This is a genomic window from Streptomyces sp. Z26 (genome assembly GCF_003665095.1).
Lineage (GTDB): Bacteria > Actinomycetota > Actinomycetes > Streptomycetales > Streptomycetaceae > Streptomyces > Streptomyces phytohabitans.
In genome coordinates, this window is the sequence record NZ_RCHV01000002.1 from 459,535 (window position 1) to 479,091 (window position 19,557).

Below are 19,557 nucleotides of genomic sequence, written 5' to 3' on the forward strand. Positions count from 1 at the left end.
CCACCGGGGTGGAGGGGCATGCGGGAGCGTCATGTGGTTCGGTCGGTACTTCCCGGTCGAGCGGCCCCGTCCGGGCTCACGCCTCGGCGGGCTGCTCTGCGGGCTCCTCGACGGGCTCCTCGACAGGACCGCTGTCCTGCTGGCGGCCCGCCTTGCGGGCGGCCTGCGCCTCGCGAGCCTCGGCCATCGCCTCGGTCTTCTTCTTGTGCGGACCGAGGACCATGATCATGTTGCGCCCGTCCTGCTTCGGGTTGGACTCGACGAAGCCCAACTCCTGGACGTCGTCGGCCAGCCGCTGCAACAACCGGAAGCCCAGCTCGGGGCGGGACTGCTCACGGCCGCGGAACATGATCGTGATCTTGACCTTGTCCCCCTGCTTGAGGAACCGGACGACGTGACCCTTCTTGGTGTCGTAGTCGTGCGGATCGATCTTCGGCCGGAGCTTCATCTCCTTGATGACCGTGTGCGCCTGGTTCTTGCGCGCCTCACGGGCCTTCATGGCCGACTCGTATTTGAACTTTCCGTAGTCCATGAGCTTGCACACCGGCGGACGCGCGTTGGCGGCCACCTCGACCAGGTCGAGGTCGTATTCCTGTGCGAGCTCCAGGGCCTTGGCAAGCGGCACGATGCCGACCTGCTCGCCGCTGGGACCGACGAGTCGCACCTCGGGGACGCGAATCCGGTCGTTGATGCGGGGCTCGGCGCTGATGGGGCCTCCTCGGGTACACCACACGGCGGTCTGGCGGACGGCCGCGCAAGGGTCTGGACATGTCGCGAACTCCCGCACCCGGACACACGAAACGCCCCGGACGGGACACAGGCGGGGCTCCTCATGGATCGGGAGCACCGCCGCGGACACCGCGGGGCGCAGCCTGACCGTTGACCCGCGGTCCGCGAGGACCACCGGGTGGGAAGTCGGAGCCTCCACTTGTGGGCCGGAAGCGAGAGCCTTGCGTACTCGCACACTGCGAGGGGCTCGCGTCTCCGGCCGGTCGATGTTCAAGCATACCAGGGTTCGGGCGGTACGCCGCCCGCCGGAGCGGGCACCGGCGGGCGGCACCGCGTCACCTACGCTGGGCGGCATGGACGACTCCCCCGCGGACCCGGGCGCCGGGCAGCAGGCCGCCGACTTCGACGACATGACGCGCGACATCGCGGACGTGCCCGCCGTCGAGGTCATCACCACGGTCGCGGTGCACCTGATGAGCTCCGCCGCCGTGAAGTGCGGGCTGGCCGAGGAGGGGGACCGGCACAAGGACCTCGACGAGGCGCGGAAGCTGATCCACGCGCTGGCCGGGCTGATCACGGCGAGCGCCACGGAGATCGGCACGTACCACGCGGCGCCCCTGCGGGACGGGCTGAAGTCGCTCCAGCTGGCGTTCCGCGAGGCGTCCGCGGTGAAGGACGAGCCGGGCCAGGGGCCGGGCGAGAAGTTCACCGGGCCCGTGCTGGGCTGAGCCCGCCCCGGGCGGGGCGGGCCCGGTCCACGCCCGCCCGCGTCAGTACGCCTCCTCCGGCTTCGGGCCGTGCCCGGTGCCCAGCCCCGCCGGGTGCGTGAGGTTGTGCGCCAGGGCCGCCAGCGCGGCGCCGACGAGCGGCGCGACGATGAACAGCCACAGCTGCGTGAGCGCGGCGCCGCCCGCGAAGAGCGCGGGGCCGATGCTCCGAGCCGGATTGACCGACGTACCCGTCAGCGGGATGCCGACGAGGTGCACCACGGCGAGGGCCATGCCGATCGGCAGCCCGTCGAAACCGGTGACCGCGAGCCGGTGGGTCACCGACAGCACGACGAAGACCAGCAGGAACGTCAGCACGATCTCCGCGACGAAGGCGCCGAAGGTGTTGATGTGCACCGCGGAGCGGTCGCCGAAGCCGTTGCTGCCGAAGGTCTCGTCCGTGTCGATGCCCGGCACCTGCTTCGCCACGAGGAACAGCAGCAGCGCCCCGAGGATCGCGCCGACGACCTGCGCGACCCAATAGCGTACGGCCAGGTGCAGGTCGATCCGTTTCGCGAGCAGCATGCCGAGGGTGACCGCCGGGTTCACGTGGCAGCCGGAGACGTCGCCCAGCGCGTACGCGAGGGCCAGCAGCACCAGGCCGAAGGCGAGCGCGATGCCGAGCGTGCCGATGTACTCGGAGGCCAGCACCACGGAGCCGACCCCGAAGAAGACCAGCAGCAGGGTGCCGAGGCACTCCGCCGCGAGGAGTTCGTTGCCCTCGATCGTCCGCGGGTCCCGTACGCGCCTGCTCAGAGTGGCGGGACGGGCCCCGGTGTCCTTGTTCGACGCCATGGCGCCCTCCAGTCGGGGATGGGTCGGCGCTGTCGGCCGACGTCCTCCCGAGTGTGGGACGGCCGCGCGGAGTCCGCATGTCCGCGGCGGCGGGCGGACGGGCCCGTGCGGGGCCGCGGCGCAGGTCAGCGCCGGTAGAGGGCCGTACCGGGGAGGGTGCTGCCGGGCGGCAGCACCGCCAGGTCCAGCCCGTGGACGAGCCGGGCGCGCAGTTCCCCGTCGGCGGCCAGCCGCTCGGCCAGGCGCCGCGCGACGTCCGGCGCGGACGCGTCGGGGTCGAGGGCGACGGCGAGGGTCCCGTCGCTGGCGGCGCCGCCCGCGGCGAGGTGGGCGGCGAGTACGGCGGGCTCGGCGGGCAGCAGCGCGCGGAGGGCGGCGGTGACGGCGGGATCGTCGAGGGTGCTCGCGGGCGGCCCGGCGGCGGGGTCGCCGGTACGGCCCTGGGCGAGGGCGCGCAGGGCCGTACCGGTCAGCTCGTACGGCACGGGCCCGGCGAGGTCGACGACCAGCGTGTCGGCGCCCTCCTGGGCGGCGGCACGCAGGGCCTGCGGGAGGCGTACGGCGACGGGGCGGGCGTCGGCCTGCCAGCGGGCGAGCGTGGCGGTGGAGCTGAACGCGGGCAGGGCGCGGCGCCCGCCGGGCGCGGTGAGGGTGGGGACGGCCATGTCGCTGGACTTGTCGCGGCGCAGTCCGTCGGGGCCGGTCTCGGCCTCGCCGAGCACGGCGACGATCGGTACGAGCAGCCGGGCGCCCGCGAGGGCGGCGAGCAGTCGCGGCTGGGTCGCGGGGTCGCCGGGGTCGGCGTGCCAGGCGGCGAGGGCGTCGGCCAGGGCGGGGTCGGCGGAGCCGTCGTCGCCGGAGAAGCCGGGGTCGGGGATGTTCTTGAGCGCCACGCGGTCGAGGGTATCGGCGCCGGGGGCGGCCCGTACGGGCAGGTCTACGCGGGCGGGGCGGTGCGTACGGGGAGCCGGGAGGGAGGCGGGGAGCCGCGCGACTTGCGAAGCGGAACCACGTTCCGTAACGTAGTCGGAGCAATGTTCCGCTTCCGCGGAACCCCTGCCCAGCACCGGAGGACCGGTCGTATGACCCACAGGCAGCACCCCATCCCGTCCGGCTTCACCCCCGCCGCCACCGCCGCCGACGTCCTCGCGGGCGTCGACCTGACCGGGCGGAACGCCGTCGTCACCGGCGGCCACACCGGCATCGGCAGCGAGGTCGTCCGCGCCCTCGCCGGGGCGGGCGCCACCGTCACCACCGGCTCGCGCGACCCGGACCGGGCGCGGGAGGAGCTGGCGGAGGCGGGCATCGACGGCGTGCGGAGCGACCGGCTCGACCTGCTCGACCCCGCGTCGGTCGACGCGTTCGCCGCCCGCCTCCGTACGTCCGGCCGCCCCCTGCACATCCTCGTCAACAGCGTCGGCATCCCCGCCCCCGCCACCCGCGAACGGGACGCGCGCGGCTACGAGAAGCAGTTCGCCGTCCACCACCTCGGGCACTTCCAGCTCACCCTGGCCCTGCTGCCCGCGCTGCGCGCCGCACGCGGTGCCCGCGTCGTCAACGTCAGCTCCGGCGCGCAGCGGTTCTCCGACATCCGCTGGGACGACCCGCACTTCGACGAGGGCTACGAACCCGGCACCGCGTACGCGCAGTCCAAGACCGCCAACGTCCTGCACGCCGTCGAACTGGACCGCCGCTGGTCCGCCGACGGCGTCCGCGGCTTCGCCGCCCACCCGGGCGTCGTCGTCGGCACCAATCTGAACCGGGCGGCCGACCCGGCGGGCCACCGCGCGATGGGGCTCATCGACGAGACGGGACGACCCGTCATCGACCCCGCCGGAGGGAAGAAGAACCGCGAACAGGGCGCCGCCACCGTCGTGTTCGGCGCGGCCAGCCCGCTGCTGGACGGGCTCGGCGGCGTCTACCTCAAGGACAGCGACATCTCCGTCCTCGACGACGAGCCCCGGCCGCTCACCGCCGACAGCGTGCCGTCCGAGGTGGCGTCGCACTCCGTCGACCCGGTGTCGGCCCGGCGGCTCTGGGAGCTGAGCGAGGAGCTGCTCGCGGTACGCGTCGGGGGCTGACCGCGGTACGCCCGCACGCGTCAGTGCCCGTCCGCCCGTCCGCGTTCAGCGCAGGCGTACGCGCAGCCCGTCGCGCAGCCGTGTGCGCAGCCCGCGCAGCAGCGCCAGCGCGGCGCCGATCAGCAGCACGCCCGCGACCCCGGCGACGGGCGCGACCCAGCCCGGACCGTCGCCGCCGGTGTCGGGACCGGCGCCGAAGTACCGCTTCCGGTACGGCTGCGGGCCCGCCTCCTGCCGCTTCGACGAGACGCTCGCGCCGACCTCTATGGCCGCCGCCGGGTCGACGATGCCGGTGCCCAGCTCGTCGCTGCGCCCGCCCTCGGGGGTGTCCCGCGCGGTCTCCGCGATCAGCTCCTTGACCTGGGCGGGCGTCAGGTCGGGGTGCGCGGCCCGGAGGAGGGCGACCGCGCCGGAGACGAAGGCGGCGGCGGCGCTGGTGCCCCAGCCCTCGTAGTAGCGGCGGTCCGGCTCGGAGATGATCACGTCCTTGCCGGGGGCGGCGACCGTCGCGTACCAGCGGCGGGTGGAGAAGGACGCCCGGTCGCCGTGCCGGTCGACGGCGGTGGCGGCGATGACGCCGGGGTACGCGGCGGGGTACGAGATGTGGTCGCCCTCCTCGCCGCCGTTCCCCGCGGAGGCGACGACGACGGCGCCCTTGCGCAGCGCGTAGCGCACCGCCTCGTCCTCGCGGGCCTCCGGGTGGGCGGAGCCGCTGTCGTCGCCGAGGGAGAGGTTGATGACGTCGGCGCCCTGGTCGGCCGCCCAGCGGATGCCCTCCGCGAGGGCGCCGCCGCGCGACTCGCGGGCCTTGGCGCGCTGCGGGTCGCCGTCCTCCAGCAGCACCCGTACCGGCAGGATCTTCGCCTCCGGGGCCACTCCGAGCATGCCCTCCGCGCGATCGTCGCCGTGCCCGTGCCCGGCGATCAGCCCGGCCATCGCCGTACCGTGGCGGGCCCACGCCGTGTCACCGCGCCCGGCGCCGAAGCCGACGACGTCCTTGCCGGCGAGGACGGTGCCGCTGAGGTCGGGGTGGGTGGCGTCGACGCCGGTGTCGAGGACGGCCACGGTGACGCCCTCGCCCTTGGTGGTCTGCCAGGCGTCGCGCGCGTGGAGCGCCTCGAGGCCCCACTGGCGCGACTGGATGTCCGCACCGGAGGCGTACGCGGTGCCGGGCGCGGCCACCAGCGCGGGCCCGGCCGCGCACAGCAGTACGACGACGGCCGCGCGCGGCACGGCGTAGGGGCGGCGGGTGGGGCGGGTCGTGGTCATGACGGGTCTTCCGGTTCCTCGCGGCCGGGCAGCTCCGCGCGGAGGCCGCGTTCGACGTGCTCCGCGATGCTCTGGGCGTCGTGCCCGAGCCCGGCCTGCGCGGCGGCCGTCGTACGGCCCTTGGCGGTGGCCTCGGCGGCGGGCTGCGGGTCGGTGACGGTACGGCCGTCCGCGAAGCCGGACACCGTGTAGACCACGGCGGGCGCGTCGGTCAGGACGCTGAGGGTCCAGCTGGCGCGCTGCGGGTCGGCGAAGTCGGCGGCGACGGTGCCCCGCGCCGGGTAGGCGCGGGGCATGAGGTCCGGGCGGTCGCCGAGCTTCTCCTCGGCGAACCGCTCCCGCAGCGTGCCCATCCCCTCCTCGTCGGCCTCGGTGAAGACGATGCCGACGGTGGTGACGCTGCTGCTCGTCTCGTCCGCGTACGTCGCCCGTACGAGTCGCTGGCAGCCCACCGGCGCGAGGGCGTGGGCGAGGGACGCGTCGAAGGCGTTCGCGCAGTCGCTGTCGGGGGCGACGGCGACGCGGGTCCAGGTGCGGTCCGCGCCGCCGGGGCCCGCGCCCTCGCCCCGGACGGTGCGCGGGAAGAGGGTGTCGACGGGCACGGTGTGCCACAGCTGCCGCGACGCGTCGTACTCCGCCGCCGCGCCCGTCTCGGCGCCCGCGTCGTCGGTGAACCAGATGCCCGTACCGACGCCGCCGAGCAACCCCGTCCCCAGCACCAGGCAGGCCACCGCGGCGACCGTGCGCCGTGAGGGCCGGGCGGCGTGCGCCGCGGTCGGGCGCAGCTGGAAGGTGGACGAGTCGGCCGGGTGGCTGCCCGGCGGCCCGTCGCCGGAGCGGCGGGCGGCCGGGGCGGCCGACGCCGCGGAGGTGCCCGGCGCCTGCCGTACGGGCTCCGCCCCCGCGCGGCGCGGTCCGGTCAGCGGCTCGCCGGTGGGCGGCGGGGGCTGCGGCGGCATGGTCGGGCGCGGCGGGCGCCGTACGGCGCGGGCCGGCGCGGCGGCGGGCCCGTCGGGCAGCCGGTCGGCGGCGCGCGGCGGGCCGGGCGGCTCCTCGGCGGGGCGCGGCACGGTGGCGCGCGGCGGCTTCGCGGGCCGGGGCGGCACGGCCGGGGGCGGCGGCGAGGTCGGGCGCGGCGGCGCGGACGGCCGCTCGGGCGGCTCCGGCACGCGTGCGGCCACGACGGGCCGTGTGGTCCCGGACGCGGCGGAGGGTTCGGTGTCCCTGCTCACCCGTGCATCCTCCAGCTCCCGCCTCGCGCCGCCCACGGCGCACGCCCGTGTGCGGGGCGGCTCAGGTCCGCAACCCGTCAACGCACCGCGCCCTGACGGGTCGTGGTGTGCGCGGTCACTCTACGGGGCCGGGCGGTGCTTCCGGCAACCGGAGCGGGGACTGGGCGCGGGGCCGCCGCTCTGGCAAGCTGCCCGGGTGTTCGATACGACTGCCGATCTCGGCGCCGACAGGTCCCGCTACGACCGTGCCACCGCCCACCTGGAGGCGCCGCTGGCGATCGTCGACCTGGACGCGTTCGACGCCAACGCCGCCGACCTCGTACGCCGCGCGGGCGGCAAGCCGATCCGCGTCGCGAGCAAGTCCGTACGCTGCCGGGCGCTGCTGGAACGGGTGCTGGCCCGCGACGGCTTCGCCGGGGTGCTGAGCTACACGCTCGCCGAGTCGCTGTGGCTCGCCCGCGCCGGGGTGCCGGACGTGCTGCTGGCGTACCCGTCGGCGGACCGGCCCGCGTACGCCGAGCTGGCCGCCGACCCGAAGCTGGCCGGGGCGGTGACCGTGATGGTCGACGACCCGGCGCAGCTGGAGCTGATCGACGCCGCGCGGGACGGCGGCCGGGAGGAGATCCGCGTCTGCCTCGAACTCGACACGTCGCTGCGGCTGTTCGGCGGCCGGGTACGGGTCGGCGCGCGCCGTTCGCCGCTGCGCTCCCCCGCCGAACTGGCCGCGCTGGCCCGGTCGGTGGCCCGCAGGCCCGGTTTCCGGCTGGTCGGCGTGATGGCGTACGAGGGGCACGTGGCGGGCGTGGGCGACGCGGTGCCCGGCCGTCCGCTGCGGTCGCGCGGGGTGCGGCTGATGCAGGCGGCGGCGCGGCGGGAGCTGGCGGCGCGGCGGGACGCGGCCGTACGGGCGGTGCGCGCGATCGCGCCCGACCTGGAGTTCGTGAACGGCGGGGGCACCGGCAGCGTGCAGCACACCGCTGCCGAGGACGCGGTGACGGAGATCGCGGCGGGCTCGGGGCTGTTCGTGCCGCGGCTGTTCGACACGTACACGTCGTTCACGGGGCGGGCCGCCGCGCTGTTCGCGCAGCCCGTCGTACGGCGCCCGGGGATCGGCGTGGTCACGGTGCTGGGCGGCGGCTACCCGGCGTCCGGCGCGCCCGGCGGCGACCGGCTGCCGCAGCCGTACCTGCCGGAGGGGCTGCGCTACGACCCGATGGAGGGGCCCGGCGAGGTGCAGACGCCGCTGCTGGGCGCGCCCGCCGACGACCTGCTGATCGGTGACAAGGTGTGGTTCCGGCACGCGAAGGCCGGTGAACTGTGCGAGCGGTTCGCGGAGTTGCACCTCGTCGAGGGGCGCGCGGTGACGGCGACCGTGCCGACGTACCGGGGCGAGGGGCGCACGTTCCTCTGACGAAGCGCGTCCCTCTGACCAGGCACGTCCGCTGACGGAACGGGCCCGCGCCCCCGGGCGGGGGACGCGGGTCCGCGCGTCACACCTGTTCGCTGCTGCCGTCGTCCTCCGCGACCGTGCCCTCGGTGATCCCGTCCACGATCTTGTCCATCGCGCTGAGCGGCGGCGCCTCGTCGTCGATGTCGAACCCGCTGCGCAGCACCAGCATCTGCCCGGAGCCGTCGGGGTGCGCGAAGGCGACGGACTCCACGTACGCGTCGGGGCCGACCTTGTTCTCGATCTTCCAGCGGACGCGGTAGCCGTCCTGCCCCGCGACCTCCACCTTCCCGGCCTTCAGCTGCTCGTGCTCGTCGATCCCGCCGTAGACGTCCTCGCTGTACGAGGTGTCGGCGTTCTGCTCGATGTCGGCCTTGGCGACGGACTCGGGCGAGCCGCCGCCGGGGGCGTTCATCAGGGTCGAGCCGCCGCGTACGCACTCCGGCCCGCGCTCGCCCGGACAGTCGTAGCGGGTGGTGGTGACCGAGGCGCCACCCGCGCCGGGGGTGCGCTCCCAGCCGCCGAGGAGCGGGAGTTTGACGCCCTGCGGCAGACCCTCCTGGGGGCCGCCCTCCTCCGGCGCGTCGCCCTCGGGCCCCTGCGGGTCGCCCTCTCCACCGGGCGACTCCGGGGCGCCGGACGGTGCCGGACTGCGCGCCCCGTCGTCGTCCCCGTCCCCGTCGTCGTCGGAGCCGCCGAAGACGAGCACGCCGCCGACGATCAGCGCCAGGGTCACGACCACGGCGGCGCCGATCCCGGCTATGAGCGGGCCGCGCGAGGCGGGGGGCGGGGGCGGCGCGGGGACGCCCGGCATCATCGGGTAGCCGGGGGCGCGGGTGTGCTCCGTCCACGCCGCACCGTCCCACCAGCGTTCCAGGGCGGGGCCGTTGCCTGTGTGCCCTGGGTCTGGGTACCAGCCGGGCGGTGTCGTCATGGTCACAGAAAGAACCCTAGGGCAACACACGTACGAGTGGCGCGCCAGGCGGCGGACCGGACCGCGCGCACGCCCACCGGGCGGCGCCCGTACGCCCGCCGCGCCGACCGGCGCGCCCGCGGTCACTGCGGCGTGACGTACGCGCCCGCGATGCCGCCGTCCACGAGGAACTCGCTCGCGTTCACGAACGACGAGTCGTCGCTCGCCAGGAACGCCACCGCCGCCGCGATCTCCTCCGCCTCCGCGAACCGGCCCGCGGGCACGTGCACCAGCCGCCGCAGCGCGCGCTCCGGGTCCTTCGCGAACAGCTCCTGGAGCAGCGGGGTGTTGACCGGGCCGGGGCACAGCGCGTTGACGCGGATGCCCTCGCGGGCGAACTGCACGCCCAGCTCGCGCGACATCGCCAGTACGCCGCCCTTCGACGCGGTGTAGCTGATCTGGGAGGTGGCGGCGCCCATCACGGCCACGAACGAGGCGGTGTTGATGATCGAGCCGCGGCCCTGTTCGCGCATGTACGGGATGGCCTGACGGCAGCAGAGGTAGACGGAGGTGAGGTTGACGTGCTGGACCCGCTGCCAGGCGTCCAGCTCGGTGGTGAGGATCGAGTCGTCGTCGGGGGGCGAGATCCCGGCGTTGTTGAAGGCGATGTCCACCGAGCCGTACGTGTCGTTCGCCGTCCGGAACAGCGCCTCGACCTGGTCCGCGTCCGTCACGTCCGTCTCCACGAACAGCCCGCCGGTCTGCTCGGCGGCGGCCTTGCCCCGTTCGGTGTCGACGTCCGCGCAGACGACGTGGGCGCCCTCGGACGCGAGGCGCAGCGCGGAGGCGAGCCCGATGCCGCTGCCCGCGCCGGTCACCACGGCGGTGCGGCCCACCAGCCGTCGGCAGACGGGCCGTTCGGTGGCGGCGGCCGTCGCCAGGGTCGGGTCGGCGGCGTTGTCGGGTGCTGCTGTCACTGCTGCTCCTCTGTGCTCAGGAAGACGTTCTTGGTCTCGGTGAAGGAGTCGAGGGCGTCCGGGCCCAGCTCGCGGCCGAGTCCGGACCGGCCGTAGCCGCCGAAGGGGGTCGAGTAGCGCACGCTGCTGTGCGAGTTCACGGAGAGGTTGCCCGCCGCGACGGCGCGGGAGACGCGCAGGGCGCGGCCCACGTCGCGGGTCCAGACGGAGCCGGACAGCCCGTACTCGGTGGCGTTGGCCAGGCGTACGGCGTCCGCCTCGTCCTCGAACGGGAGCACCACCGCGACCGGCCCGAAGATCTCCTCGACGGCCGTACGGTCGCCGGGGTCGGCCGCCAGCACGGTCGCCGGATACCAGTGGCCGGGCCCCTCCGGCACCTGCCCGCGGATCAGCGCGGGCGCGTCCTCCGGCACGTAGCCGCGGACCCGTTCGCGGTGGGCGGCCGAGATCAGCGGGCCCATCAGCGTCGCCGGGTCGGCGGGATCACCGGCGGTGAACTCCCGTACGGCGGGCTCCAGTCGCGCCAGGAAGTCGTCGTAGACCTCGCGCTGTACGAGGATGCGGCTGCGGGCGCAGCAGTCCTGGCCGGTGTTGTCGAGGAACGAGCCGGGGGCGGCCGCCGCCGCGCGGGCCACGTCGGCGTCCGCGAAGACGATGTTGGGGCTCTTGCCGCCGAGTTCGAGGGTCACGCGCTTCACGCCCGCCGCGCACTTCGCCATGATCTCCCGGCCGACCGCCGTCGAGCCGGTGAACACCACCTTGGCGACGCCGGGGTGGTCGACGAGCGCGCTCCCCGTGACCGGCCCGGCGCCGGGCAGCACCTGGAACAGGTCCTCGGGCAGGCCCGCTTCGAGCGCCAGCTCCGCCAGCCGCAGCGCGGTGAGCGGGGTGGTCTCGGCGGGCTTGAGCAGCACCGCGTTCCCGGCGGCGAGCGCGGGCGCGGTGCCCCAGGCGGCCACCGGCATCGGGAAGTTCCACGGCGCGATGACGGCGACGACGCCGAGGGGTTCCGCGAAGGTGAGGTTCACGCCGCCCGCGACGGGGATCTGGCGCCCGTTGAGGCGCTCGACGCCGCCCGCGGCGTAGTCGAGCAGGTCGCGTACGTTGCCCGCCTCCCAGCGCGCGTTGCCGACGGGGTGGCCCGCCTCCCGTACCTCCGTCCACGCCAGCTCCTCGACGTGCGCGTCCACGACGGACGCGAAGCGCCGCAGCAGCCGGGCGCGGTCGGCGGGCGCCAGGGCCGCCCAGCGGGACTGCGCGGCGGCGGCCCGTGCGACGGCGGCGTCGACGTCGTGGGGCGCGGTGGCGGGGACGGTGGCCACGACCTCCTCGGTGGCGGGGTTGACGACCTGGTGTTCCCGCGGGGGGTCCTGTGCGTGCACGCTGGGGTCCTTTGGCTGTGCCGGGGTTCGGGGGCTCGTGGCGGTGCCGGGGGGGTCGGGGGCTCGTGGGGCCGGGGTCGAGCGGCCCGGGGCTCACATGCGTTCGAAGGAGCGGACGCGTTCCCAGTCGGTGACGGCCGCGTCGTACGCCTCCTGCTCGATCCGCGCCATGTTGGCGTAGTGCGCGACGACCTCCTCGCCGAACGCCTCGCGGGCGAGCGCGCTGGCACCCCACAGCTCGGCGGCCTCGCGCAGGGTGCCGGGCACGTGCTCGGCGTCGCCGGTGTACGCGTTGCCGGTGCAGGCGGCGGGCAGCTCCAGCTCCCGGTCGACGCCGTCCAGCCCGGCGGCGATCATCCCGGCGACGGCGAGGTACGGGTTGACGTCGCCGCCCGGCACCCGGTTCTCGAAGCGGTGGCCCTTGCCGTGCCCGACGACGCGCAGGGCGCAGGTGCGGTTGTCCGGGCCCCAGGCGGCGGCGGTCGGGGCGAACGAGCCGGGCTGGAAGCGCTTGTACGAGTTGATGTTGGGCGCGTAGAGCAGCGTGAACTCCCGCAGCGCGGCGATCTGCCCGGCGAGGAAGTGCCGCATGGTGCGCGACATGCCGTACTCCCCCGACTCGTCGGCGAACACGGGCGCGCCGTCGGCGTCGCGCAGGGAGAGGTGGATGTGGCAGGAGTTGCCCTCGCGCGCGTCGTACTTCGCCATGAAGGTGAGCGAACGGCCCTCCTGCGCGGCGATCTCCTTGGCGCCCGTCTTGTAGACGACGTGCTGGTCGCAGGTGGTGAGGGCGTCCTCGTAGCGGATGGCGATCTCGTGCTGGCCGAGGTTGCACTCGCCCTTGGCGGACTCGATGACCATGCCCGCGGTGCCCATCTCGTTCCGGATGCGGCGCAACAGGGGCTCGACGCGGCCGGTGCCGAGGACGGAGTAGTCGACGTTGTACTGGTTGACGGGCGTCAGCTCGCGGTAGCCGGCGTTCCACGCCGTCTCGTAGCTGTCCTCGAAGACCATGAACTCCAGCTCCGTGCCCGCGTACGCGGTCCAGCCGCGCTCCGCGAGGCGGTCCAGCTGGCGGCGCAGGATCTGCCGGGGCGAGGCGACGACCGGGGAGCCGTCGTGCCAGGCGAGGTCCGCGGTCATCAGCGCGGTCGCCTCGTTCCAGGGCGTACGGCGGAGGGTGGAGACGTCCCCGACCATGGCGAAGTCGCCGTAGCCGTGCTCCCAGGAGGTCATCTCGTAGCCCTCGACGGTGTTCATCTCCGCGTCCACGGCGAGGAGGTAGTTGCAGCCCTCGGTGCCGTGGTCGAGCGTGTCGTCGAGGAAGAAGCGGGCGGCGAAGCGCTTCCCCTGGAGGCGGCCCTGCATGTCCGTGAACGCCAGGACGACGGTGTCGATCTCGCCGGAGTCGACGAGCCCGCGGAGGGTCTCGACGGAGAGCGGCGGTGTGCGGTCGGGCACGGGGGGCCTCCTGCGGCTGGCTGGAGTCATAAGGTATGTGCAGAGACCTTTGATTGGGAAGTGGGTGGGTGCGGTGGACGACGCCCGTCGGGGTGCGGCCCCGGACCCGCTGGCGCCGGTGCTGCGGACGGTGCGGGCGGGCAACGGCTTCGAGGAGGCCCTGGAGCAGATCCTCCAGGTCATCCGGCTCGGGCTCGTACCGGGCGGTGAACGGCTGCCCTCGGAGCGCGAGTTGGCCGACCGGCTGGGCGTGAGCCGGGTGACGCTGCGCGAGGTGCTGCGGGTGCTCCAGGAGCAGGGCATGGTGGAGAGCCGACGCGGCCGGTACGGCGGGACGTTCGTACGGCACCCCTGGGAGCCGGGCGCGGAGCCGGTCCCGGCGGGGCCGGCGAGCCAGGCGGGGCAGCCGGGCCAGGCGGGCCCGGCGGACGGCACGCTGCGGCGGCCGGACACCGCGGACCTGGAGGACACGCTGCGCTTCCGCGAGGTGCTGGAGGTCGGCGCGGCCGGGCTGTGCGCGGCCGAGGGGCTGCCTCCGGGCGGCTCCGAGCGGCTGCGCGCCGCGCTGGACGCCACCCGGGACGCGGCGCTGGCGGACTACCGGCGGCAGGACACCCTCTTCCACCTCGCCCTGGCCGAACTGGCGGGCTCCCCCTCGCTGTCGGCGCAGTACGCGGGCGTCCGCGCCACCGTCAACGGCCTGCTGAACCGCATCCCGCTGCTCGTACGCAACCTGGAGCACGCCCAGCGCCAGCACACCGCGCTCGTCGACGCCGTGCTGACCGGCGACGCGCACACCGCGCGCGCGGTGGCGCGCGAGCACTGCGCGGGTACGGCGGCGCTGCTGCGCGGCTTCCTGCTCTGACGCCCCGCGGCCGACCCGTACGGCACTCGTCCCGGCAGAGGGGTTGCGCCGCACCGGGCCCTCGCACAAAGGTATGGGCTCACACCAATGCATCGCTCCGATGCATCTCTCAGGGCGGGAGCCGCGCATGTCCGAGGAAACCCAGCCGCGGGCCGCGGGCACCGGCGCCGCCGGACCGCACGCCCCCGAGGAGGACGCGTACCTCCAGGCACGGACCCTGCGCCGCGGCAGCGCGGGCTGGCTGCTGCTCACCGGCCTCGGCGTCGCGTACGTCGTCTCCGGCGACTACGCGGGCTGGAACTTCGGCCTCGCCGAGGGCGGCTTCGGCGGTCTCGCCATCGCCACCGTCCTGATGGGCGTCATGTACGCCTGCATGGTCTTCTCCCTCGCCGAGCTGGCCTCCGTCCTGCCCACGGCGGGCGGCGGCTACGGCTTCGCGCGCCGCGCGCTGGGCACCTGGGGCGGCTTCCTGACCGGTACGGCGATCCTGATCGAGTACATCCTGGCGCCCGCCGCGATCTCCGTCTTCATCGGCGGCTACGTCGAGTCGCTGGGCCTCTTCGGCCTGGAGTCGGGCTGGCCGGTGTACCTCGCCTGCTTCGTCGTCTTCATCGGCATCCACCTGTGGGGCGTGGGCGAGGCGCTGCGCTTCAGCTTCGTGGTGACCGGCATAGCGGTCGCGGCGCTCGTGGTCTTCAGCGTGGGAGCGCTGGGCCACTTCGACGCGGGCTCGCTGGACGACGTCGCCGTGGACGGGGACGCGTTCGGCTCCGGTTCGTGGCTGCCGTTCGGGCTGCTGGGCATCTGGGCGGCGTTCCCGTTCGGCATGTGGTTCTTCCTCGGTGTGGAGGGTGTGCCGCTGGCCGCCGAGGAGGCCAAGGACCCGGTGCGTACGCTGCCGAAGGCGATGGGCATCGCGATCGGCGTACTGGTGCTGCTGGCGCTGCTCACCCTGCTGCCCGCCGCGGGCGCCGCCGGGTCGGACGCGATCAAGGACGCCGACAACCCCCTCGTCGCCGCGCTGGAGGCGGCCACCGGCGGCGACTCCACGACGCTGAGCCGCGTCGTCAACTACGCGGGCCTGGCCGGGCTCGTCGCCTCCTTCTTCTCCCTCATCTACGCGGGCTCGCGGCAGCTGTTCGCGCTCTCCCGCGCCGGTTACCTGCCCCGCTTCCTCTCCCTCACCAGCAGCCGCAAGGCCCCGTACCTGGGGCTGCTGGTGCCCGGCGCCATCGGCTTCTCCCTCGCCGCCGCGACCGGCGACGGCGCCCGGATGCTGAACATCGCCGTCTTCGGCGCCGCCGTGAGCTACGTGCTGATGTCGCTGTCCCACATCGTGCTGCGCCGCCGCGAACCGGACCTGCACCGCCCGTACCGCACCCCCGGTGGCGTCGTCACGTCCTCCGTGGCGTTCGTCCTGGCGTGCGCGGCGGTCGTCGCCACGTTCCTGGTGGACCCGAAGGCGGCGGGGATCGCGCTGGCGCTGTACGTGGTCGCGGTCGGCTACTTCACGTTCTACAGTCGGCACCGCCTCGTCGCGGCGGCGCCGGAGGAGGAGTTCGCTGCGCTGGCCGCCGCCGAGGCCGAACTGGAGCGGTGACGCCGGGTCCTCCACCGCGTACGCCGCGCGCCGCCAGCGAAGCCACCCGCCACCCGCCCGCCCCGGAGGTCCTCTTGTCCGCGCCCCTCATCGGCGTCAGCACCTACCTGGAGTCCGCCGCGAGCTGGGGCGTGTGGCGGCAGCCCGCCGCGCTGCTGCCCGCGGGCTACCACGAGCTGGTCCAGCGCGCGGGCGGCCTCGCCGCCCTGCTCCCGCCCGACGGGACGCCGGACGCCGCCGCCTCCGTGGTGGCCCGGCTGGACGGCCTGGTGATCGCCGGGGGCCCGGACGTGGAGCCCGTACGGTACGGCGCCGAACCCGACCCCCGTACGGGCCCGCCGGACCGGCCGCGGGACGCCTGGGAGTCGGCGCTGATCGCCGCGGCGCTGGAGCGGGGGCTGCCGCTCCTCGGCATCTGCCGGGGCATGCAGCTGCTGAACGTGGTGCGCGGCGGCACCCTGCGGCAGCACCTCGACGGGCACGCGGGACCGCCCGGCGTGTTCGGCGCGCATCCCGTACGGCCGGTGCCCGGCACGGAGTTGGCCCGGGTGCTGCCGACGGAGCTGGACGTGCCCACGTACCACCACCAGGCCGTCGACCGGCTCGGCGACGGGCTCGTGGTCGGCGCGTACGCGGCGGACGGCACCGTGGAGGCGGTCGAGGCACCGGACGCGGCGGGCTGGACGCTGGGCGTCCAGTGGCACCCGGAGACGGGCACGGACGTACGGGTGATGCGCGCCCTGACGGAACGCGCCGGAGCGCCGGCCCCGGCGGGGCGCTGACCCCGGCCCGCTACGCCCCCGCCGCCCGCAGCGCCTCCCCCAGCACCGCGGGCGCCGTCCGCAACGACGGTCCGTACCAGGTGAGACGGCGCCCGTCGACCAGCGCCGCGGGCAGCCCGGGGAACGCCTCGGGGCCGTCGTCCGCCGTGAAGCGGTACGGCTCGTCGGGCAGCACCACGAGCCGCGCCCGCCCCGGCTCGGTCAACTCCCCCAGCGGCACGCGCGGGTAGCGCTCGGCGTGGCCCGCGTACGCGTTCCGTACGCCCAGCCGCGCCAGCAGCGCGCCCGCGAACGTGTCCCGGCCGAGCACCATCCACGGCCGCCGCCACACCGGCACCACCGCCACCGTGTCGAACTCCGCCTCCGCCGCCCGCCACGCCGCTTCCGCCTCGTCCAGCCAGCGCGGCGGGCCCGTGAGGCCGCAGCCGTCGACCAGGACGCGCGACAGTTCGGTGAACGCCTGGGGCAGCGTCCGCACCTCCGTCACGAGCACGTCGATCCCGGCGGCGCGCAGGGCGTCGAGGTCGGGCGCGCGGTTCTCCTCCTCGTTCGCCACGACGAGGTCGGGGGCGAGCGCGACGACGCGCGGCACGTCGGGGTTCTTGGTGCCCCCGACGCGTACGACGTCGAGCCCGGCCGGGTGCGTGCACCAGTCGGTCGCGCCGACGAGCACGCGCGGCGCGGTGACCGCGATCGCCTCGGTCAGGGACGGTACGAGGGAGACGACGCGGCGTACGGCGGGCCGCCCTCCCCCGGGGCCGGCGGCGTAACGCCCCCGCCTCACGGGCGGCGCCGCTCGGTGCCGACGACCGGCTCACGCCGTACGGGGAAGGCGACCGCGCGCGCGACGGGGCAGCGGGCGGGCACCTCGGCGTGGAGCGCGTGCGCGGCGTCCGCCATCGCGGTGTCGGCGACGGTGATCCGCGGGCGCAGCACGACCTCCGCGAACCGCCCGCCACCGGGGCCGTCCTCGTCGGCCACGAGCGTGCCGACGGGGTGGTCGACGTAGTCCGTCACCACCACGCCCCGCGCGGCGGCCAGGTGCAGGAACCACGCCATGTGGCTCTCGGAGAGCGCGGCGACCAGCAGCTCCTCCGGGTGCCAGCGGTCGGCTTCGCCGCCGAGCGCCGGGGCGGCGGAGGCGGGCAGGGTCGGCTTGCCCGCGGCGCGCACCTCGTGCGTACGGGCGCGGCCGTGAGGGGTGTCGGTCCAGCGGACGGTCAGCTCGTGGCTGTGCGCGGTGCGGGCGGTCCCGGTGGGGAGGTCGGCGGCCATGCGGACCAGCGTAGGAGGCGGCGGGGGGCCGGTGTCAGTGGCGTACGGCATCATCGGGTGCGTGACTTCGACCTCCGCGCGCAGCCTGATGCTCCTCGACACCGCGTCCCTCTACTTCCGGGCGTACTACGGGGTGCCCGACTCCGTGCGGGCGCCCGACGGCACCCCGGTGAACGCGGTGCGCGGGCTGCTGGACTTCATCGCGCGGCTGGTCCAGGACCACGGCCCGGACGACCTGGTGGCCTGCATGGACTTCGACTGGCGGCCGCAGTGGCGGGTGGAGCTGATCCCGTCGTACAAGGCGCATCGCGTCGCCGAGGAGGCGGAGACCGGCCCGGACGCGGAGGAGGTCCCGGACACGCTGTCGCCGCAGGTGCCGGTGATCGACGAGGTGCTGGACGCGCTCGGCATCGCCCGCGTGGGCGCGGCGGGTTACGAGGCGGACGACGTGATCGGCACCCTGACGGGTCGCGCCGCCGGGCCGGTGGACATCGTCACGGGCGACCGCGACCTGTTCCAGCTGGTCGACGACGCGCGCCGGGTGCGGGTGCTGTATCCACTGAAGGGCGTGGGCACGCTCGGCGTGTTCGACGGGGAGGCCCTGCGCGCCAAGTACGGCGTGGACGGCCCGGGTTACGCGACGCTGGCCCTGCTGCGCGGCGACCCCAGCGACGGCCTGCCCGGCGTGCCCGGTGTCGGCGAGAAGACCGCGGGCAAGCTGCTCGACGCGTACGGCGACCTGCCGGGCATCATGGCGGCGGTGGACGACCCCGCGTCGAAGCTCACCCCGGCGCAGCGCAGACGGCTGGACGAGGCCCGGCCGTACCTGGCGGTGGCGCCCACCGTCGTACGGGTCGCGGACGACGTACGGCTGCCGGACTTCGACCCGGCGCTGCCGTCGGAGCCGCGCGACCCGCGCGCGCTGGAGGCGTTGGCCGCCCGCTGGGGGCTCGGCGGCTCGCTCGACAGGCTGCTCGCGACGCTCGCGCGCTGAGCTGATAACTTAGGCTTGCCTAAGTTATCCGTGGTGCGCCGTGTTCCCGCGTTGCGCCGTGTTTTTGGGAGGCCACCGTGGCAGAGCCGACGACCCGCAAGACGCCCCAGGTGCACCGTGGACGCGTGCTGCGCACCGAGTGGCTGACCCCGCACATGGTGCGCGTGGTGCTCGGCGGCGACGGCCTCGCGGCCTTCCCGGACGGCGAGGAGACCGACCGTTACGTGAAGCTGCTGTTCCCCGCGCCCGGCACGGTGCTGCCGGAGCCGCTGGACGTCGGGCGGATCCGCGCCGAGCGCCCGCGCGCGGAGTGGCCGGTCACCCGTACGTACACGGTGCGCAGCTGGGACGCGAAGCTCGGCGAGCTGACCCTCGACTTCGTCGTCCACGGCGACCAGGGCCTGGCCGGGCCCTGGGCCGCCGACGCGGACCCGGGCGACGAGATCTCGTTCCTGGGCCCCGGCGGCGCCTACGCCCCCGACCCCGCCGCGGGCTGGCACCTCCTCGCGGGTGACGAGAGCGCGCTGCCCGCGATCGCGGCGGCCCTGGAGAGCGTTCCCGGCGGCGCGGTGGTCCGCGTCCTGGTCGAGGTCGGCGGGCCCGGCGACGAGATGGCGCTGGGCACCCCGCTGGACGCCGAGGTGGTCTGGCTGCACCGGGGCGCCGAACGGCCCGGCACGCTGCTCGTCCCGGCCGTGCGCGCGCTGGAGTTCCCGCCGGGGTCCGTGGACGCGTTCGTGCACGGCGAGGCGGGGATGGTGAAGGAACTGCGCCGCCATCTGCGGCTGGAACGGGACATCGCCCGCGACCGGTTGTCGATCTCGGGTTACTGGCGGCTGGGCCACGACGAGGACGGCTGGCAGTCCTCGAAGCGCGAGTGGAACGCCCAGGTGGAGGCGGAGCAGGAGCAGCCGTCCTGACCCCTCGTGCGCGGCCGGACGACGTGTCCGGCCGCGCACCGCGACGGCCCCGGGGGCCGGCGCTCGGT

19 protein-coding genes are annotated in these 19,557 nt (G+C 75.3%); 8 read left to right on the top strand and 11 right to left on the bottom strand.

The genetic code is table 11. The features are described 5' to 3' along the window. Window positions 1–76: 76 nt before the first annotated feature. Window positions 77–733 carry a translation initiation factor IF-3 gene (gene infC / locus D7M15_RS02085; protein ID WP_240649089.1) on the bottom strand — a complete coding sequence of 219 codons (657 nt, stop codon included), beginning with the start codon at window positions 731–733 and terminating at the stop codon, window positions 77–79. Window positions 734–1,082: 349 nt separating this feature from the next. On the opposite strand from infC, the gene D7M15_RS02090 reads away from it, so the two are divergent. Next, on the top strand, window positions 1,083–1,457 hold the full coding sequence (locus D7M15_RS02090) for a DUF1844 domain-containing protein (protein WP_121515913.1): 375 nt from the start codon (window positions 1,083–1,085) through the stop codon (window positions 1,455–1,457). A 42-nt stretch (window positions 1,458–1,499) separates the two neighbouring features. On the opposite strand, the gene D7M15_RS02095 is transcribed toward D7M15_RS02090, so the two are convergent. Both D7M15_RS02095 and D7M15_RS02100 read right to left on the bottom strand, forming a co-directional pair. Next, a complete protein-coding gene (locus D7M15_RS02095; RefSeq protein ID WP_121515914.1) occupies window positions 1,500–2,291 on the bottom strand; it encodes an MIP family channel protein in 792 nt (263 codons plus the stop codon). Window positions 2,292–2,416: 125 nt separating this feature from the next. Next, complete coding sequence (locus D7M15_RS02100; protein ID WP_121515915.1) at window positions 2,417–3,184, bottom strand: SseB family protein; 768 nt, start codon at window positions 3,182–3,184, stop codon at window positions 2,417–2,419. 189 nt (window positions 3,185–3,373) lie between these two features. Here D7M15_RS02100 and D7M15_RS02105 point away from each other — a divergent pair, with 189 nt between their 5' ends. Further along, window positions 3,374–4,372 (top strand): SDR family NAD(P)-dependent oxidoreductase, encoded by a 999-nt coding sequence (locus D7M15_RS02105; RefSeq protein WP_121515916.1) that lies wholly within the window; start codon window positions 3,374–3,376, stop codon window positions 4,370–4,372. Window positions 4,373–4,417: 45 nt separating this feature from the next. On the opposite strand, the gene mycP is transcribed toward D7M15_RS02105, so the two are convergent. Both mycP and D7M15_RS02115 read right to left on the bottom strand, forming a co-directional pair. Next, window positions 4,418–5,641, bottom strand: a complete 1,224-nt coding sequence (gene mycP / locus D7M15_RS02110; protein ID WP_121515917.1) for a type VII secretion-associated serine protease mycosin — start codon at window positions 5,639–5,641, stop codon at window positions 4,418–4,420. After that, on the bottom strand, window positions 5,638–6,873 hold the full coding sequence (locus D7M15_RS02115; protein WP_240649090.1) for a hypothetical protein: 1,236 nt from the start codon (window positions 6,871–6,873) through the stop codon (window positions 5,638–5,640). The genes mycP and D7M15_RS02115 overlap by 4 nt, the downstream gene beginning before the upstream one ends. A gap of 196 nt (window positions 6,874–7,069) precedes the next feature. Between D7M15_RS02115 and D7M15_RS02120 the strand changes: the two genes are divergently transcribed. Next, window positions 7,070–8,284, top strand: coding sequence for an amino acid deaminase/aldolase (locus D7M15_RS02120; protein ID WP_121515918.1), 1,215 nt, complete (start codon window positions 7,070–7,072; stop codon window positions 8,282–8,284). 79 nt (window positions 8,285–8,363) lie between these two features. Here the strand turns inward: D7M15_RS02120 and D7M15_RS02125 are convergent, their stop codons facing one another. The 4 genes from D7M15_RS02125 to D7M15_RS02140 form a co-directional block, all read right to left on the bottom strand. Beyond that, entirely contained in the window at window positions 8,364–9,254 is an 891-nt protein-coding gene (locus D7M15_RS02125) for a DUF2510 domain-containing protein (protein ID WP_121515919.1), read from the bottom strand. 122 nt (window positions 9,255–9,376) lie between these two features. Next, the gene (locus D7M15_RS02130; RefSeq protein ID WP_121520103.1) at window positions 9,377–10,174 is read right to left on the bottom strand and encodes a 3-oxoacyl-ACP reductase; all 798 of its coding nucleotides are present in this window, start codon (window positions 10,172–10,174) and stop codon (window positions 9,377–9,379) included. A gap of 32 nt (window positions 10,175–10,206) precedes the next feature. Then, a complete protein-coding gene (locus D7M15_RS02135; RefSeq protein WP_121515920.1) occupies window positions 10,207–11,592 on the bottom strand; it encodes an aldehyde dehydrogenase family protein in 1,386 nt (461 codons plus the stop codon). A gap of 93 nt (window positions 11,593–11,685) precedes the next feature. Continuing rightward, window positions 11,686–13,053: a glutamine synthetase family protein gene (locus D7M15_RS02140; RefSeq protein ID WP_121515921.1), complete on the bottom strand. Its 1,368-nt coding sequence runs from the start codon at window positions 13,051–13,053 to the stop codon at window positions 11,686–11,688. Window positions 13,054–13,126: 73 nt separating this feature from the next. On the opposite strand from D7M15_RS02140, the gene D7M15_RS02145 reads away from it, so the two are divergent. The 3 genes from D7M15_RS02145 to D7M15_RS02155 all read left to right on the top strand — a co-directional run bounded on the left by D7M15_RS02145 (window position 13,127) and on the right by D7M15_RS02155 (window position 16,300). Beyond that, window positions 13,127–13,918 (top strand): FCD domain-containing protein, encoded by a 792-nt coding sequence (locus tag D7M15_RS02145; protein WP_240649091.1) that lies wholly within the window; start codon window positions 13,127–13,129, stop codon window positions 13,916–13,918. 127 nt (window positions 13,919–14,045) lie between these two features. After that, the gene (eat, locus tag D7M15_RS02150) at window positions 14,046–15,518 is read left to right on the top strand and encodes an ethanolamine permease (RefSeq protein ID WP_121515923.1); all 1,473 of its coding nucleotides are present in this window, start codon (window positions 14,046–14,048) and stop codon (window positions 15,516–15,518) included. Window positions 15,519–15,592: 74 nt separating this feature from the next. Continuing rightward, complete coding sequence (locus D7M15_RS02155; protein ID WP_121515924.1) at window positions 15,593–16,300, top strand: gamma-glutamyl-gamma-aminobutyrate hydrolase family protein; 708 nt, start codon at window positions 15,593–15,595, stop codon at window positions 16,298–16,300. A 10-nt stretch (window positions 16,301–16,310) separates the two neighbouring features. Here the strand turns inward: D7M15_RS02155 and D7M15_RS02160 are convergent, their stop codons facing one another. Further along, window positions 16,311–17,084 (bottom strand): helical backbone metal receptor, encoded by a 774-nt coding sequence (locus D7M15_RS02160; protein WP_121515925.1) that lies wholly within the window; start codon window positions 17,082–17,084, stop codon window positions 16,311–16,313. Continuing rightward, window positions 17,081–17,575 carry an OsmC family protein gene (locus D7M15_RS02165; protein WP_121515926.1) on the bottom strand — a complete coding sequence of 165 codons (495 nt, stop codon included), beginning with the start codon at window positions 17,573–17,575 and terminating at the stop codon, window positions 17,081–17,083. Before D7M15_RS02165 ends, D7M15_RS02160 begins: the two co-directional genes overlap by 4 nt. Window positions 17,576–17,663: 88 nt before the next feature. Between D7M15_RS02165 and D7M15_RS02170 the strand changes: the two genes are divergently transcribed. Both D7M15_RS02170 and D7M15_RS02175 read left to right on the top strand, forming a co-directional pair. Further along, on the top strand, window positions 17,664–18,569 hold the full coding sequence (locus D7M15_RS02170) for a 5'-3' exonuclease (RefSeq protein ID WP_206337446.1): 906 nt from the start codon (window positions 17,664–17,666) through the stop codon (window positions 18,567–18,569). Between the two features lie 77 nt (window positions 18,570–18,646). Then, entirely contained in the window at window positions 18,647–19,489 is an 843-nt protein-coding gene (locus D7M15_RS02175) for a siderophore-interacting protein (RefSeq protein ID WP_121515928.1), read from the top strand. Window positions 19,490–19,557: the final 68 nt, after the last annotated feature.

Coding starts and splice junctions, on each gene's coding strand:
- D7M15_RS02090 (WP_121515913.1), top strand. CDS start 1,083: ATGGACGACTCCCCCGCGGACCCGGGCGCCGGGCAGCAGGCCGCCGAC.
- D7M15_RS02095 (WP_121515914.1), bottom strand. CDS start 2,291: ATGGCGTCGAACAAGGACACCGGGGCCCGTCCCGCCACTCTGAGCAGG.
- D7M15_RS02105 (WP_121515916.1), top strand. CDS start 3,374: ATGACCCACAGGCAGCACCCCATCCCGTCCGGCTTCACCCCCGCCGCC.
- mycP (WP_121515917.1), bottom strand. CDS start 5,641: ATGACCACGACCCGCCCCACCCGCCGCCCCTACGCCGTGCCGCGCGCG.
- D7M15_RS02125 (WP_121515919.1), bottom strand. CDS start 9,254: ATGACGACACCGCCCGGCTGGTACCCAGACCCAGGGCACACAGGCAAC.
- eat (WP_121515923.1), top strand. CDS start 14,046: ATGTCCGAGGAAACCCAGCCGCGGGCCGCGGGCACCGGCGCCGCCGGA.
- D7M15_RS02165 (WP_121515926.1), bottom strand. CDS start 17,575: ATGGCCGCCGACCTCCCCACCGGGACCGCCCGCACCGCGCACAGCCAC.
- D7M15_RS02170 (WP_206337446.1), top strand. CDS start 17,664: ATGCTCCTCGACACCGCGTCCCTCTACTTCCGGGCGTACTACGGGGTG.